13 protein-coding genes and 1 pseudogene are annotated in these 14,966 nt (G+C 62.1%); 1 reads left to right on the top strand and 13 read right to left on the bottom strand.

Annotation, left to right across the window (positions count from 1 at the left end):
- Positions 1 to 13: 13 nt before the first annotated feature.
- A pseudogene (locus J3P75_RS08070) lies at positions 14 to 662 on the bottom strand (HAD-IA family hydrolase).
- Entirely contained in the window at positions 649 to 1,608 is a 960-nt protein-coding gene (rluC, locus tag J3P75_RS08065) for a 23S rRNA pseudouridine(955/2504/2580) synthase RluC (RefSeq protein ID WP_394508464.1), read from the bottom strand. The pseudogene J3P75_RS08070 and the gene rluC overlap by 14 nt, the downstream one beginning before the upstream one ends.
- Positions 1,609 to 2,308: 700 nt before the next feature.
- Here rluC and rne point away from each other — a divergent pair.
- On the top strand, positions 2,309 to 5,566 hold the full coding sequence (gene rne / locus J3P75_RS08060) for a ribonuclease E (RefSeq protein WP_434709867.1): 3,258 nt from the start codon (positions 2,309 to 2,311) through the stop codon (positions 5,564 to 5,566).
- A gap of 191 nt (positions 5,567 to 5,757) precedes the next feature.
- Here the strand turns inward: rne and J3P75_RS08055 are convergent, their stop codons facing one another.
- From J3P75_RS08055 to J3P75_RS08005, 11 genes are all read right to left on the bottom strand, one after another.
- Positions 5,758 to 6,354 (bottom strand): nucleotidyltransferase family protein, encoded by a 597-nt coding sequence (locus J3P75_RS08055; RefSeq protein WP_434709866.1) that lies wholly within the window; start codon positions 6,352 to 6,354, stop codon positions 5,758 to 5,760.
- Positions 6,351 to 7,331: an XdhC family protein gene (locus J3P75_RS08050; RefSeq protein ID WP_434709865.1), complete on the bottom strand. Its 981-nt coding sequence runs from the start codon at positions 7,329 to 7,331 to the stop codon at positions 6,351 to 6,353. The genes J3P75_RS08055 and J3P75_RS08050 overlap by 4 nt, the downstream gene beginning before the upstream one ends.
- Positions 7,331 to 9,652: a molybdopterin cofactor-binding domain-containing protein gene (locus J3P75_RS08045; protein WP_434709864.1), complete on the bottom strand. Its 2,322-nt coding sequence runs from the start codon at positions 9,650 to 9,652 to the stop codon at positions 7,331 to 7,333. The genes J3P75_RS08050 and J3P75_RS08045 overlap by 1 nt, the downstream gene beginning before the upstream one ends.
- Entirely contained in the window at positions 9,649 to 10,119 is a 471-nt protein-coding gene (locus J3P75_RS08040) for a (2Fe-2S)-binding protein (RefSeq protein WP_208940195.1), read from the bottom strand. Before J3P75_RS08040 ends, J3P75_RS08045 begins: the two co-directional genes overlap by 4 nt.
- A 247-nt stretch (positions 10,120 to 10,366) precedes the next feature.
- Positions 10,367 to 11,386, bottom strand: coding sequence for a UDP-N-acetylmuramate dehydrogenase (gene murB, locus J3P75_RS08035; protein WP_434709863.1), 1,020 nt, complete (start codon positions 11,384 to 11,386; stop codon positions 10,367 to 10,369).
- On the bottom strand, positions 11,383 to 11,847 hold the full coding sequence (locus J3P75_RS08030) for a low molecular weight protein-tyrosine-phosphatase (RefSeq protein WP_093099392.1): 465 nt from the start codon (positions 11,845 to 11,847) through the stop codon (positions 11,383 to 11,385). Before J3P75_RS08030 ends, murB begins: the two co-directional genes overlap by 4 nt.
- On the bottom strand, positions 11,847 to 12,611 hold the full coding sequence (kdsB, locus tag J3P75_RS08025) for a 3-deoxy-manno-octulosonate cytidylyltransferase (RefSeq protein ID WP_208940192.1): 765 nt from the start codon (positions 12,609 to 12,611) through the stop codon (positions 11,847 to 11,849). Before kdsB ends, J3P75_RS08030 begins: the two co-directional genes overlap by 1 nt.
- Complete coding sequence (locus tag J3P75_RS08020; RefSeq protein WP_003179363.1) at positions 12,608 to 12,793, bottom strand: Trm112 family protein; 186 nt, start codon at positions 12,791 to 12,793, stop codon at positions 12,608 to 12,610. Before J3P75_RS08020 ends, kdsB begins: the two co-directional genes overlap by 4 nt.
- Positions 12,794 to 12,817: 24 nt before the next feature.
- Positions 12,818 to 13,828 carry a tetraacyldisaccharide 4'-kinase gene (gene lpxK / locus J3P75_RS08015; protein WP_434709862.1) on the bottom strand — a complete coding sequence of 337 codons (1,011 nt, stop codon included), beginning with the start codon at positions 13,826 to 13,828 and terminating at the stop codon, positions 12,818 to 12,820.
- Positions 13,828 to 14,256, bottom strand: coding sequence for an ExbD/TolR family protein (locus tag J3P75_RS08010; RefSeq protein WP_090285229.1), 429 nt, complete (start codon positions 14,254 to 14,256; stop codon positions 13,828 to 13,830). The genes lpxK and J3P75_RS08010 overlap by 1 nt, the downstream gene beginning before the upstream one ends.
- The gene (locus tag J3P75_RS08005) at positions 14,253 to 14,888 is read right to left on the bottom strand and encodes a MotA/TolQ/ExbB proton channel family protein (protein WP_167359904.1); all 636 of its coding nucleotides are present in this window, start codon (positions 14,886 to 14,888) and stop codon (positions 14,253 to 14,255) included. Before J3P75_RS08005 ends, J3P75_RS08010 begins: the two co-directional genes overlap by 4 nt.
- Between the last annotated feature and the right edge of the window lie 78 nt (positions 14,889 to 14,966).

Below are 14,966 nucleotides of genomic sequence, written 5' to 3'. Positions count from 1 at the left end.
CCCCAAAAACGTATTAAGCCTGCTGTCCCAGCCAGGCATGCAATTCAGAAAACCGGTCGATCGACAGCAGCGGCTCGAACTGTTGCAGCGATTCGATCGACTGCGCGCCATAACTGACCGCAACCGTTGCGCGCCATCAGCAGATCGAAGGATGAATCCCCCACCATCAGCGCCTGTTCGGCACGTACACCGCAATGAGCGAGGATCTGCTCCAGCATCAGAGGGTGCGGTTTGCTGGCGGTTTCATCGGCGGCGCGGGTAATGTCGAAATAATCTTCCCAGCCATTGGCCTTGAGCACCCGATCGAGCCCGCGGCGATTCTTGCCGGTCGCCACCGCGAGGTGATAACCCTGCTCGCGAAACGACGCCATCGACTCGATTACACCTTCGAACAACGGCGAAGGCACGGCTTCGGCAGCGATGTAATGATCGGCGTAGTACTCGCGAAACGCGGTCATTTCGGCATCGCTGATTTCCGGGTACAAGGTGCGAATCGCCTCTGGCAAGCCCAGACCGATAATGCCCTTGACCGCGAAATCATCGCGCAGCTCGAAGCCGGAACGCCCGGATGCCGAGTGCATGGCCTCGACAATCCGGTGAATGGAATCGGCCAGCGTGCCGTCCCAGTCGAAAATCAACAGTTTGTAATCAGGGTGCTGCACTCAGACGCTCCACAGTCTTGGCCCACATTTCATCGACCGGGGCCTGCAAGGTCAGCTTGCCGCCATCGGGCAGCGGCACGGTCAGCATGTAGGCGTGCAGAAACAGCCGCTTGCCGCCCAGATCGCGAATTTCCTTGGTGAAATCGTCGTCGCCATACTTGCTGTCACCGGCGATGCAATGCCCGGCGTGCAAGGTATGCACGCGAATCTGGTGCGTACGACCGGTGACTGGCTTGGCCTCGACCATGGTCGCGAAATCACCGAAGCGGCGTAGCACCTTGAACACGGTCAGGGCTTCTTTGCCTTCATCGTTGACTTCAACCATGCGCTCGCCGGAACGCAGATTGCTCTTGAGCAGCGGCGCACTGACCTGCTTGATCGAAGTGGCCCAGTTACCACGCACCAGCGCCATATAGCGCTTATCGACGCCGTCGCCGCGCAGTTTTTCGTGCAGGTGACGCAGCATGCTGCGCTTCTTGGCAATCATCAGCAGACCGGACGTGTCGCGGTCGAGACGGTGGACCAGCTCCAGCTCTTTCGCGTCAGGACGCAACTGACGAAAGGCTTCGATCACGCCGAAATTCAAGCCGCTGCCCCCGTGAACGGCAATGCCCGCGGGCTTGTTGATCACGATCAGGGCTTTATCTTCAAAGACAATCGATGCCTCGAGACGCTGCAGCAGACCTTGCGCCAGCGGGACCGGCTCGTCGCGCTCAGGCACGCGAACGGGTGGCACGCGCACGATATCGCCGGCCTGCAGCTTGTATTCGGGCTTGATCCGGCCCTTGTTCACACGCACTTCGCCTTTGCGCAAAATGCGGTAAATCAAGGTCTTGGGCACGCCTTTGAGCCGGGCGAGAAGAAAATTGTCGATTCGTTGGCCGGCATACTCCGGCGAGACTTCAAGCAGTTGAACGCCTGGAGTCGAAGGGGCAGTAGTTGTCATGCCGCGGATGATAACAATTTTTATGGAATTGAAGCACTTAATCATTGCTGCTATAGTCGCGAACGCCGCCAAAAGCGGCCTGGACAGCGGAACCACGGTCAAAGACCGGCCCTGACCAACGCAATTCACCAGGGCGCGAGGCCGTCCTACGGGGCTTTCGCTACGTAACGGTGGAGTTTGCAGTTGTAACAAGCGCAGGTGACATGAGGCCTGAATCACACCGCCGAGCAGCGCTTCCAATCGCCCGGCAGGCAAATATTCGAGGCCAGTTCACAAAGTGCAGTCAGCTGCGAATGACCCCGAGCGAGCGCTTCGGAAACATCGCCTGAATTAGCCATGATGCGTGACCTCCCCTTTCGGAGCTCACGGTAAATGCCAACCCGCTGCGGATTCTGCGCGCGGCAGCACCCGAATTATCAGGGATACGTGTAGGGTGGAGATGCACAACCGCCGGACTGTGTAGCAACAAGCTTTGATCAAGACGCTTCATCTCGTCCACAGCCGCTGGTTGATTCCTCCTCCTGACTGAGTGCTTAAGTAGCCACAGCAAGCAGGACGCGTACGTCGCGGTATCGGCCCAATTGGCCTGACATCGCTGGACACGGGAATGGCCAACCACTCCCGACGCACCTGACACCGACCGTGAGAAGTCGTGTGTGCCGAACGCCGTTTCCGGCAGCCCGGAAACCGACGGTACTACATGAAAAGAATGCTGATTAACGCAACTCAACCCGAAGAGTTGCGTGTTGCACTGGTAGATGGCCAGCGCCTCTACGACCTGGACATCGAATCCGGTGCACGCGAGCAGAAGAAGGCCAATATCTATAAAGGCCGCATCACTCGCATCGAACCGAGCCTTGAGGCTGCCTTTGTCGATTTCGGCTCCGAGCGCCACGGCTTCCTGCCCCTCAAAGAAATCTCCCGCGAATACTTCAAGAAAGCCCCCGAAGGCCGCGTCAACATCAAGGACGTCCTGAGCGAAGGCCAGGAAGTCATCGTTCAGGTCGAAAAAGAAGAACGTGGCAACAAGGGCGCAGCCCTGACCACCTTCATCAGCCTGGCCGGTCGTTACCTCGTACTGATGCCGAACAACCCGCGCGCCGGTGGTATCTCCCGTCGCATCGAAGGCGAAGAGCGCAACGAACTGCGTGAAGCGCTGAACGGCCTGGTTGCTCCGGCCGACATGGGTCTGATCGTGCGCACTGCTGGCCTTGGCCGCAGCAGCGAAGAAATGCAGTGGGACCTCGATTACCTGCTGCAACTGTGGACTGCCATCAAAGAAGCCTCGCTGGATCGTTCCGCGCCGTTCCTGATCTATCAGGAAAGCAACGTGATCATCCGCGCCATCCGCGACTACCTGCGCCAGGACATCGGCGAAGTGCTGATCGACAGCGTTGAAGCCCAGGACGAAGCCCTGACCTTCATCCGCCAGGTGATGCCGCAATACGCCAGCAAGATCAAGCTGTACGAAGACAGCGTGCCGCTGTTCAACCGTTTCCAGATCGAAAGCCAGATCGAGACCGCCTTCCAGCGCGTCGTCGAACTGCCTTCCGGCGGCTCCATCGTCATCGATCCGACCGAAGCCCTGGTGTCCATCGACATCAACTCGGCACGCGCCACCAAAGGCAGCGACATCGAAGAAACCGCGCTGCAGACCAACCTTGAAGCCGCCGAAGAAATCGCCCGTCAGTTGCGCCTGCGCGACATCGGCGGCCTGATCGTCATCGACTTCATCGACATGACCCCGGCCAAGAACCAGCGCGCCGTGGAAGAGAAAGTCCGCGAATGCCTGGAAGCCGACCGTGCCCGCGTGCAGATCGGCCGCATCTCGCGCTTCGGTCTGCTGGAAATGTCCCGTCAGCGCCTGCGTCCATCGCTGGGCGAAAGCAGCGGCATCGTCTGCCCGCGTTGCAACGGCACCGGCATCATCCGTGACGTTGAATCGCTGTCGCTGGCGATCCTGCGCCTGATCGAAGAAGAAGCCCTGAAAGACCGCACCGCCGAAGTTCGCGCCCAGGTGCCGATCCCGGTCGCTGCGTTCCTGCTCAACGAAAAACGCAACTCGATCACCAAGATCGAACTGCGCACCCGTGCCCGTATCGTCATTCTGCCGAACGATCACCTGGAAACGCCGCACTTCGAAGTCCAGCGTCTGCGTGACGACAGCCCGGAAGCCGCGACCAACCAGTCCAGCTACGAAATCGCTGCCGCCGCTGCCGAAGTCGAAGAAGTCCAGCCAGCCGCTGCGACCCGCACCCTGGTTCGCCAGGAAGCCGCGGTCAAGACTGCCCCGGCCCGCGCCAATGCGCCGGTGCCGACCGAAGTCGCCGCTGCGGCTCCTGCTCCGGCCCCGGTTGCCGCGCCAGAGCCAAGCCTGTTCAAGGGTCTGGTGAAATCGCTGGTCAGCCTGTTCGCCACCAAGGAAGAGCCTGCCGCTCCGGTCGCCGTGGAAAAACCGGCTGCCGAACGTCCGGCGCGCAACGAAGAGCGTCGCAACGGTCGTCAGCAGAGCCGCAACCGTAACGGTCGCCGCGATGAAGAACGCAAGCCGCGCGAAGAACGTGCTCCGCGTGAAGAACGCGCCCCACGCGAGCCGCGTGAAGAGCGTCAGCCACGTGAAGCCCGTGAAGTACGCGAGCCTCGCGAAGCCCGCAGCGAAGCGCCGGCCGCCCGTGAAGAACGCGCGCCACGTGCACCGCGTGAAGAACGTGCGCCGCGTGCGCCGCGTGAAGACCGCAAGCCTCGCGGCGAGCGTGAAGAACGCGTACGTGAACTGCGTGAGCCACTGGACGCCGCTCCAGCGGTAGCCGCTGCCGCCGCCGTCACCGCTGAAGAGCGTCCGGCCCGCCAGCCACGTGAAGAACGCGCCCCGCGTCCGCCGCGTGAAGAGCGTCAGCCGCGCGCCGAACAGGCCGCTGCTGCCGTCGCCGAAGAAGAAGTGATCAGCAACGAAGAGCAACTGCCGGAAGACGGTCAGGATGGCGCCGAAGGTGATCGTCCACGTCGTCGCTCGCGCGGTCAGCGTCGTCGCAGCAACCGTCGTGAGCGTCAGCGTGATGCCAACGGCAACGTGATTGAAGGTTCGGAAGAGTCCGAATCCAACGAGAACGCTGACGAGCCAAGCACTGCCGATCTGGCCGCTGGCCTGGCTGTGACCGCCGCCGTTGCCAGCAGCGCGATCAGCGCTCCGGCCGAAGCACAGGCGCACGAGCAAGCCGAACGCGCCACCGCTGCCACACTGGAAACTGCTCCAGTCGAAGCGCCGGTTGTCGAAGCCAACACACCGGTGGAAGTGACTGCTGCTCCGGAAATCGAAGTGGCGCCGGTCCGCGAAGCTCAGCCTCAAGTTGAAGCGCCCGCTGAACCAGAAGCCGTTGTTGAAGCGCCAACTGCAATCAGTGAACCAGCAACTGAAACCGTCGCTGAAACCGTAACCGAAAGCGTGCGTGAAGTTCGCGAAGAGCAGACTGCCTTCAACTGGACTGCCGAGCCTGCGAAGACCGAAGCGCCAGCGCCAGTCGCTGAAGCAGAAGTTGCAGAGGCGATGGTTTCCGAACCAGTGGTCGCTGCTGCTGAACCGGCACCAGCCCCAGAGGTTGAAGCGCCGGTTGTCGAAGCTCCTGCTGTAGTCGAAGCGCCAGCCCCGGTGGTTGAAGCACCGGCTCCGGTCAGCGCCCTGACGCCAAACGGCCGTGCACCGAACGATCCGCGTGAAGTGCGTCGCCGCAAGCGTGAAGCCGAGCGTCTGCAGAAGGAAGCCGAACTGGCCGCCGCTGCTGCGCCAGTCGCTGCCGAGCCTGCCGCTGCTGCTGAAGTGATCGAGGCAGCCCCTGCCCCGGTTGCTGAAGAAGCATCGGTTGAAGCGGTAATCGCCGAGGCACCACGCTCCGTTCAGGACGCGGTCGAGCAACGCGAAGAGGCCGAGGAAAAAGAGCACGAGCCTAAACCTCTCGTGTAATTCCCCAAGCCGTTAAAAAGCCCCGCCTGGTGTAAGCCTGGCGGGGCTTTTTTATGCCTTCAATTTATGCCTGAACACCGTCCCTTGTAGGAGTGAGCCTGCTCGCGATAGCGGAGTGTCAGTCAACAAACATTTAGCTGAACCACCGCTATCGCGAGCAGGCTCACTCCTACAAGGGATCCATGCATGAATCAGGAATGTGTGAAGACCAACGCCTCAGGCACGTCGACATCCCAAACCACGCCAGGATCATCCACCGCTACTTCCACCACCCTGCCCTGCTCGAAGAGCGGCCTTGCGCCCCGATCACCGGACAAACCGGACAGCGCCGGACCCAAAGCGCGCCCAAACCCCACCGGATGGCCAAACTCGCCACCCAGCACCGGCACGCTCACCGCGTCATCAACCATCGCCGCCACCACTCGCTCGATACTCGACGGCAGGATAAACGGCATATCCCCGAGCACGATCAACCAGCCATCCGCATCGGCACACGCAGCGACACCTGCGGCAATGCTGTCGCCCATCCCCGTCGACTCGATCGATACAACGTCACAGCCGTAAGCCTGGGCCATGCGCATCGCCTGCGGCCGCGCCTCGGTCGTAACCAATACACGCTTATCGAGTTCGGCCGGCAAGTTCACCAGTACCTGCTCGATCACCGAGCGCACCGCGCCATCGCGTCCGGCGCAGTCAGCCAGCAATTTATCCTTGTCAGCACCCGCCACCTGGCGAAAGCGGCTGCCCTCGCCTGCGGCCAACACAATCACTGCGATGGATCGGCTCATGCACCCTCCAGCGGTTTCTTCTGTTTCAACTCCACGCCATTCTTGATCGCGACGATCTCCGCCAGCAGCGACAACGCAATCTCGGCCGGCGAGTGACTGCCGATGTGCAGACCGATCGGCCCGTGCAAACGATCAATGGCCGCTTGCGCCAAGCCTAGCTGAGCCAGATTCTCGCGGCGTTTCTGACTGTTGACCCGCGAGCCCAGCGCGCCGACGTAAAACGCCGGCGAATCCAGCGCCGTCAGCAGCGCCATGTCATCCAGACGCGGATCGTGGGTCAACGCAACAATCGCGGTGCGCTCATCGGTTTGAATGCTCAATACCGCGTCATCCGGCATGCCCGGCACAAACCGTCCGTGCTGCTCTTCCCAGCCATAGACGAACTCGGTGCGCGGGTCGCAGATCAGCACTTCGAAATCCAGCAGCCGCGCCATGTCCGCGACGTAACGCGACAACTGCCCGGCGCCGATCAGCAGCAGGCGCCAGCGCGGGCCATAAATGGCGCGCAAGGTCTTGCCATCGAACACCAGCGAATCGCTTTTACTGGCCGGCGCAAGCGTCACTTCGCCGGTTTCGATATTCAGTTCGCGGGCGACGATCTGGTGATCTTCGCAACGGGCGAGCAGTTCTTCGACCCACGCCGGGTCGCCAACGCGCTCCTCGGTCAGGCGCAGGGTGCCGCCACAGGGCAAACCGAAACGCGCCGCCTCCTCACGGGTCACGCCGTAGGTGATCAACTGCACCGGCGGGCCATCGCTGGCGATGCGGCCGTCGTGCAGGCGGGCAATCAGGTCGTCCTCGACGCAACCGCCCGACACCGAACCGATCACCACGCCATCCTCACGCAAGGCGAGCATGGCACCGGGCGACCGCGGCGCGGTGCCCCAGGTCTGCACCACGCTGAACAACACTACCCGCTGCCCGGCGCGGCGCCATTCAAGGACGCTGCGCAGGACATTCAGATCGACGCTGTCCATTACGCTTGCGCCTTCTGCCAGTCCTGCAACTGATAACGCACCGGCAGATTGCGGATGCGTTTGCCGGTGGCAGCGAAAATCGCGTTGCACAACGCTGGCGCAATCGGCGGCACGCCCGGCTCGCCGACGCCACCCAATGGCACATCGCCCGGCGGCGTGACCAGATGCACGGCGACTTCTCTCGGCGCCAGCGACATGCGCGCCACTTCATACATATGGAAGTTGTCCTGCTGGACCTTGCCGTCCTTGAAGCTGATTTCACCCAGCACCGCGTTGCCCAGGCCCATTACACAGGCGCCTTCGAACTGCGAGCGGATGCGCTCGGGGTTGATCTGCGGTCCGCAATCCACGGCAATGTCGGCCTTGTGCACGATCAGCGTGCCGTCGTCCTTGACCTCGAGTTCAATCACCGCCGCCACGTAAGTGACGAAGCTGTAGTGCACCGCCAGGCCGAGACCGCGGCCCTTGGGCAATTCGCGTCCCCAACCGGCTGCCTTGGCTGCGGTTTCCAGCACGATGCGCATGCGTCCGGTGTCGATCGGATAGCGCTCGGGTGACTCGCCGTAGTTCCACTCTTCACTCAAGGTGCGCGGGTCGATCTGGCGATCGGCGCCGAGCAGTTTGATCTGATACTTCAGCGGATCTTCGCCGGCCTTGTGCGCCAGTTCGTCGACGAAACTCTGGATCGCGAAACCATGGGGAATGTTCGACACCGAGCGATACCAGCCCACCCGCGTGTGCACCTTGGCTTCCGGGTTTTCCAGACGCACGTTGGGAATCGCGTAGGCCATGTTGGTGAAGCCCATGCCCAGTTCGAACGCCGCTTCATGGTTCATGTCCGGCGCGAACAATGCGGTGATGCTCGGCGCCACGGTGCGGTGCAACCAGCCAGAGGGCATGCCGTCCTTGCCGACGGCGGCCTTGAGGTACTCGGCCGACACGGTATGGAAATACGAGTTATGGATGTCGTCTTCGCGCGTCCACTGCACACGCACAGCCTTGCCCGGAAACTCCTTGGCGAGGATTGCCGCTTCAACGACGAAGTCCGGCTTCGACTTGCGACCGAAACCGCCGCCGAGCAAGGTGACATTGAAGGTGACGTTGTCGAATGGCACGCCAAGACGTTCAGCGATGCGCTCGCGGGTCACTTGCGGTGCCTGACTCGGCGCCCAGGCTTCGCAGACACCTTTGTCGAAACGCGCAATGGCGACCATCGGTTCCATCGGTGCCTGCGCCAGATGCGGCAGGTAATAAGACGCTTCCAGGGTGCTGGCCGCGCCGCTCAACGCCTTGTCGATATCGCCGGTGTTGCGCACCACTTTGCCGGGCTTCAGCGACGCCGTTTCCAGTTCCTTGCGATAGGCGATCGAGTCATAACTGGCGTTCGGGCCGTCGTCCCACTCGATCTTCAGCGCTTCGCGACCCTTGATCGCCGCCCAGGTATTGCTGGCAACGACTGCCACGCCACCCAATGGCTGAAATTCCGATGGCAACGGACGAGGTTCGATCCGGACCACTTTGAGTACGCCCGGCACCTTCAGCGCGGCGCTGTCATCCAGCGACTTGACCTTGCCGCCGTACACCGCCGGGCGCGCAATGGTGGCGTAGAGCATGCCGTCAAAATGCACGTCGGCACCGTAGACCGCACGCCCGTTGACGATGTCGTCACCGTCGATGGCTTTATTGCCTTCCTTGCCGATGTAGCGAAATTCCGCCGGCTGCTTGAGACGCAGACTGTCACGCGCCGGTACGGCCAAGGCACTGGCCGCCGCGGCCAGTTCTCCATAGCCTAGCTCACGGCCGGACGGTTTATGGATGACCTTGTGCAACTGCGCGTGGCATTCACCGACCGGCACTTTCCACTGCGCCGCCGCAGCCTGCTCGAGCATGGTTCGCGCGGCCGCGCCACAACGACGCATCGGCTCGTACCAGTGGCGCATGCTGCGTGAGCCGTCGGTGTCCTGGTTGCCGAAGCGCACTTCGTCCCCCGGCGCCTGCTGCACCTTGACCCGCGCCCAGTCGGCTTCCAGTTCATCGGCGACGACCATCGTCAGACTGGTGCGCACGCCCTGGCCCATTTCCGAACGATTGCAGACCACGGTGACGGTGCCGTCGGCGGCAATGCTCACATAGACTTTCGGATCGTCGATCCAGCCGTTGGGCATGCCGTCGGCGCCAAACTGCTTGGGCTTGTCTTCAGCCAGCGCGTCCTGCCAGCCCCAACTCGCGGCCAACACCAGCGCACCAGTGGCGCCGACGCCTTTGAGGAAACCGCGGCGGCTGAGATTGCTCAGGGCGAAATCGTTCGGCAGGCGGCTCATGCCTTGGCCTCCTTCAGGTGAGTGGAGGCCTGGCGGATCGCAGTCTTGATCCGGTTGTACGTGCCGCAGCGGCAAATATTGCCAACCATGGCTTCCTCGATTTGCGCATCGCTCGGGTTCGGGTTGGTCTTGAGCAATGCGGTCGCCGACATGATCTGCCCGCCCTGGCAGTAACCACATTGCGCCACCGCGCTGTCGAGCCAGGCTTGCTGGACGACTTTGCCGATCGGGTCGGCGTGCAGGTTATCGATGGTGGTGACGTTCTGCCCGATCACCGAGCCGATCGGGGTAATGCAACTGCGCGCGGGGGCGCCGTCGATATGAATGGTGCACGCGCCGCACAGGCCCATGCCGCAGCCGAACTTGGTGCCGTTGTAACCGGCGACATCGCGAATCGCCCAGAGCAGCGGCATGTCTTCGGTGACATCGAGGGAATGGTCTTGACCGTTGAGTTTCAGGGTAATCATGGGCACGCCCGCATATTTTCGTGGTTATCGGGTCGAGCAATCTGCCGCCGGAAAATCAGCGGTGGGTTCGCGCAGATCGACTCAGGCTAATCAGGCTCTCTTGTGCTGAGCAGAACGTCTGCACCGGGCCTTTGGTGGAGCAAATGGTTGGTATCGTTAGCTGACTAAGTTAACCCAGCATTAACAAAAAAGCCCTGCACTTTTTAACCGGTGCAGGGCTTCGGAAGGTACTTCGACAAGCGTAGCCTCAATACCGATTGGGCTCCATTTCCAGCTCGACATTGAACCGCTCGGCAATGTCTTTCTGAATGCGTTGCGCCAGCGCGTATAGCTGCTGGCCGGTGGCCGAGCCATGGTTGACCAGCACCAGCGCCTGCAAGGTGTGCACGCCGGCATCCCCGTCGCGAAAGCCTTTCCAACCGGCGCGTTCGATCAGCCAGCCAGCGGCCAGCTTCATCTGCCCGTCTGCCTGTGCATACGCCACGACGTCCGGATGTTGCTGCTTGATCTGCGCGACTTGCGCAGCGGACACCAGCGGATTCTTGAAGAAGCTGCCAGCATTGCCGAGCACCGCAGGATCAGGCAGCTTTTCGCTGCGGATGCTGCAGATCGCGCGGCTGACATCGCTCGGCGTTGGCTGCTCGATGCCCTGTTCGGTCAGGCGCTGGCGCACCGGGCCGTATTCCAGGTGCAGCTGCGCGCCGCGCTCAAGCTTGAAGCGCACACGCAGAATCAGCCAGCGTCCCGGCTGCTGCTTGAACAGGCTGTCGCGGTAAGCGAAATTGCATTCTTCGAGGCTGAAATCGCGTAGCTCGCCGGTCTGCCGATCCAGCGCAGTGAGGCCGGCGAACACGTCCTTGATTTCAACGCCGTAGGCACCGATGTTTTGCATCGGCGCCGCGCCGACCGTGCCGGGAATCAGGCTGAGGTTTTCCAGACCGGAAAAACCCAGCGCCAGCGTATGCAGTACAAAGGGATGCCATGGTTCGCCGGCCTCAGCCTCGATGACCACGCGGCTGCCGTCATCGCTGAGCACGCGGATTCCACGCGTTGCCATGCGCAGGACCAGCGCCGCAATATCCGCGGTCAGCAGCAAGTTGCTGCCTCCGCCGATCACCAGCAACGGCACAGCGTGCGCCGTGGCATAGGCCAGCGCCTCACGGACATCGTCGTCGCTGTGGGCTTCGGCGAACAGTTGCGCGCGCACGTCGACGCCAAAACTGTTGAACGGTTTCAGGGAAACCTGCGCTTGCACCGGCAAACTCATAAGCGCCCCTTCACTTCGATCAACAGTTGGTCACAGGCTGCTTCGATCAGATCCAGCACCTGCTCAAAGCCCTGATCGCCGTCGTAATACGGATCGGGCACTTCGTCGACCAGCCCGGCATAGCGGCGCAGGAACAGATCCAGTTCGGCCTTGCCGGTGGCCGGCTGCAACGCCTTGAGGTTGCGCAGGTTGCTGTTGTCCATGGCCAGAATCAGGTCGTAACTGGCGAAGTCGGCACGGCTGACCTGCTGCGCGCGTTGCAGCGACAAGTCGTAGCCGCGCACTTTCGCCGCGGCCTGGCTGCGCTTGTCCGGCGGGTTGCCAACGTGCCAGTCACCGGTGCCGGCGGAGGCCACTTCGACCTGATCCGCCAGCCCCGCTGCACGCAGTTTGTGACGCAAGACTCCTTCAGCGGTGGGCGAACGACAAATGTTGCCCAGGCACACGAACAGAACGCGCATCAGGCCCCCAGCAGGCGACGAACGCGTTCAAGGTCTTCGACGGTGTCGACACCGGTCGGCGGCGCAATCAGCGCGTCGGCGACGTGAATGCGCACGCCATGCCACAGGGCGCGCAGTTGCTCGAGGGATTCGGTGTTTTCCAGCCAGCACGGGCCCCAGTTGACGAAGTCCTGGAGGAACCCGGCGCGGTAGGCGTAGATGCCGATGTGGCGACGGTACGGCACGCCTTCAGGCAGTTGCTCGCGGCTTTTGGCGAACGCATCGCGGGCCCACGGCAAGGTAGCGCGACTGAAGGTCAGCGCCAGGCCGTTGATGTCGCTGGCGACCTTGACCACGTTCGGGTTGAACAGGGTTTCCACGTCTTCGATCGGCTCGGCCAGAGTGGCCATGCGTGCTTCGGTGTGGGCGGCAAGGTTGGCCGCGACCTGATCGATCACGCTGGGCGGAATCAGCGGCTCGTCGCCCTGCACATTGACCACGATCGCATCGGGCTCGAGGCCCAGCTTTGCGGCGACTTCGGCCAGACGATCAGTGCCGGAATTGTGATCCTCACGGGTCAGCACCACTTCGGCGCCAAAGCCTTTGCAGGCCTCGACGATGCGCGCATCGTCAGTCGCCACCACCACCCGGGTCGCGCTGCTTTTGCTCGCCTGCTCCCAGACGTGCTGGATCATCGGCTTGCCGGCAATATCCAGCAGCGGTTTACCCGGCAGACGCGTCGAGGCATAGCGCGAGGGAATCACAACGGTGAAGGCAGTGCTCATTTATCCAGACGCTCGTCGGTGGTCAGGGTGCGGGCTTCGCTCTCGAGCATCACCGGGATGCCGTCGCGGATCGGGTATGCGAGGCCAGCGCCCTTGCTGATCAATTCGGTCTTGTCAGCGCTGAGCTTGAGCGGACCTTTGCACACAGGGCAGGCGAGGATGTCGAGCAATTTGGTGTCCATGAGCATTCCCAGATAAATAAACAGTCAAGGCAATAGCCGATCGGGCAACAGGCGCATCAGTTGCGTGTCGAACCAGGCCACGAAGGCCGGCGACGGCAGCGCATCGACCGCCAGGTACCACCAATCGGCAGCAGCAAAGGCGCGGCACTTCACCGCGTCCTTTTCGGTCATCACCAACGGCAATGACGGGGTGAAATTCAAGGCCTGCACGCTGTACTCGGCGTGGTCGGCAAATGCATGGGGGATCGCGCGCCAGTCTAGCGCTTCGAGCGTATTGAAGAAACGCTGCGGATTGCCGATCCCCGCCACCGCATGCAGCGCCTGACCGGGCGCAAAATAGTCGAGCGGCTGGCGCTCGCCGCTGCGCAGATTGACCAGTGCTGTGGGTTGCAGGCGAAAGGCAAAACCGTCTTCACGATCTTCGCTGGCGCCGTTGAACAGCACGCCGTCGACGCTTTGCAGGCGCTCGACCGGCTCGCGCAGGGGGCCCGCCGGCAGGCAGCGTTGATTGCCGAGGCCGCGTGCGGCGTCGATCAGCACCAGTTCCAGATCGCGGCCCAAGCGGTAATGCTGCATGCCGTCGTCAGAGAGGATCAGGTCCAGCGGTTCGCTGGCGAGCAAGGCTTTGACGGCGGCGCTGCGATCGGGATCGATCATCAGCGGCACGCCGGTGCGCTGGACGATCAGCAGCGGTTCATCACCGGCAATATCGGCCGTTTGATCGGCCTCGACGCGCCACGGCAATTGCGCCGGTTTGGCCCCGTAACCGCGGCTGACCACGCCGACGCGCAAACCACGCTGGCGACAGTGTTCGATGAGCCAGAGGATCATCGGCGTCTTGCCGGTACCGCCCACAGTGATGTTACCGACCACGATCAACGGCACCGGCGGCTGGTAGATCTCGCCCTCACCGTCAAGAAAACGCTGACGCTTGTTGACCACCACCCGGCGGTAGAGCATTTCCAGCGGCCGCAACAGCGTCAGGGCCGGATGCCCCGCATACCACGCAGCGAGCAAGCGATCGGACAGGCTCATTAGGATTTGGGCGCCGCCTCGACCGTGGTCATGCGCAGATGGCTGAAACCGAGCTTGCCGGCCGCGTCCATGGCGGTGATCACGGATTGGTGCTGGGCCTTGCCGTCAGCACTGATCGACAACGGCATGCTGGTGTCGCCGTTGGCTTCTTTCTGCATAGCGTCCATCAGGGTCGCCAGATCGTTTTTCGGCAGGACCTTGTTGTTCACCGAAAAGACACCCTCGGCGCTGATCGCGATATCCAGTTGCTTGACCTGCTGGTCCTCGGCCGGCGAACCGCTGACCGCTTCCGGCAGGTCAACGCGCAGTTGGGTTTCGCGGGTGAACGTGGTGGTCACCACAAAAAACAGCAACAGGATGAACACCACGTCGATCAGCGACGCAAGGTTGATGTCCACGGTTTCCCGGGGCTTGCGACGGAATTTCACGCTTTGCCCTCGGCCAGGTCGACGTCACGGTCACCCTGCACCACTTCCACCAGTTTGATTGCTTCCTGCTCCATGCCAACCACCAGTTCATCGATGCGGCGTTGCAGGAAACGGTGGAAGAACACCGCCGGAATACCGACCATCAGGCCCGCCGCCGTGGTGATCAGCGCTTTGGAAATACCGCCGGCGAGGACCGAGGCATTGGTGGTCATGCCGGTACCGGTGAACGCGCTGAAAATGTCGATCATGCCCAGCACGGTACCGAGCAGCCCGAGCAGCGGTGCCATCGCAGCGATGGTCCCGAGCGCATTGATGTAGCGCTCCAGCTCATGAATGACACGGGCGGCAGCCTCTTCGATGCACTCTTTCATGATCTCGCGACCATGCTTGGAATTGGCCAGGCCAGCAGCAAGGATTTCACCCAGCGGCGAGTTGGCGCGCAACTCCTTGAGTTTTTCCTTGTTCAGCTGTTTGTCCTTGATCCAGACCCAGACCTGGCCCAGCAGATGCTCGGGGGTAACGCGGCTGGCGCGCAGGGTCCACAGGCGTTCAGCGACAATCGCCATGGCCGCGATGGAACTCAGAATGATCGGCAACATCATCCAGCCGCCGGATTTGACCAATTCCCACACAGTGACAGTCCCCTCGAAAAAGTGCGCCACTTTACCATACCGATTGCCGATTAAGACCCGCCGCCCCGACGACCGTAA

Source organism: Pseudomonas sp. R1-1, from assembly GCF_051132135.1.
GTDB lineage: Bacteria > Pseudomonadota > Gammaproteobacteria > Pseudomonadales > Pseudomonadaceae > Aquipseudomonas.
The sequence above is the reverse complement of the archived record's forward strand: the minus strand, read 5'-3'. Positions and strand labels throughout refer to the sequence as shown.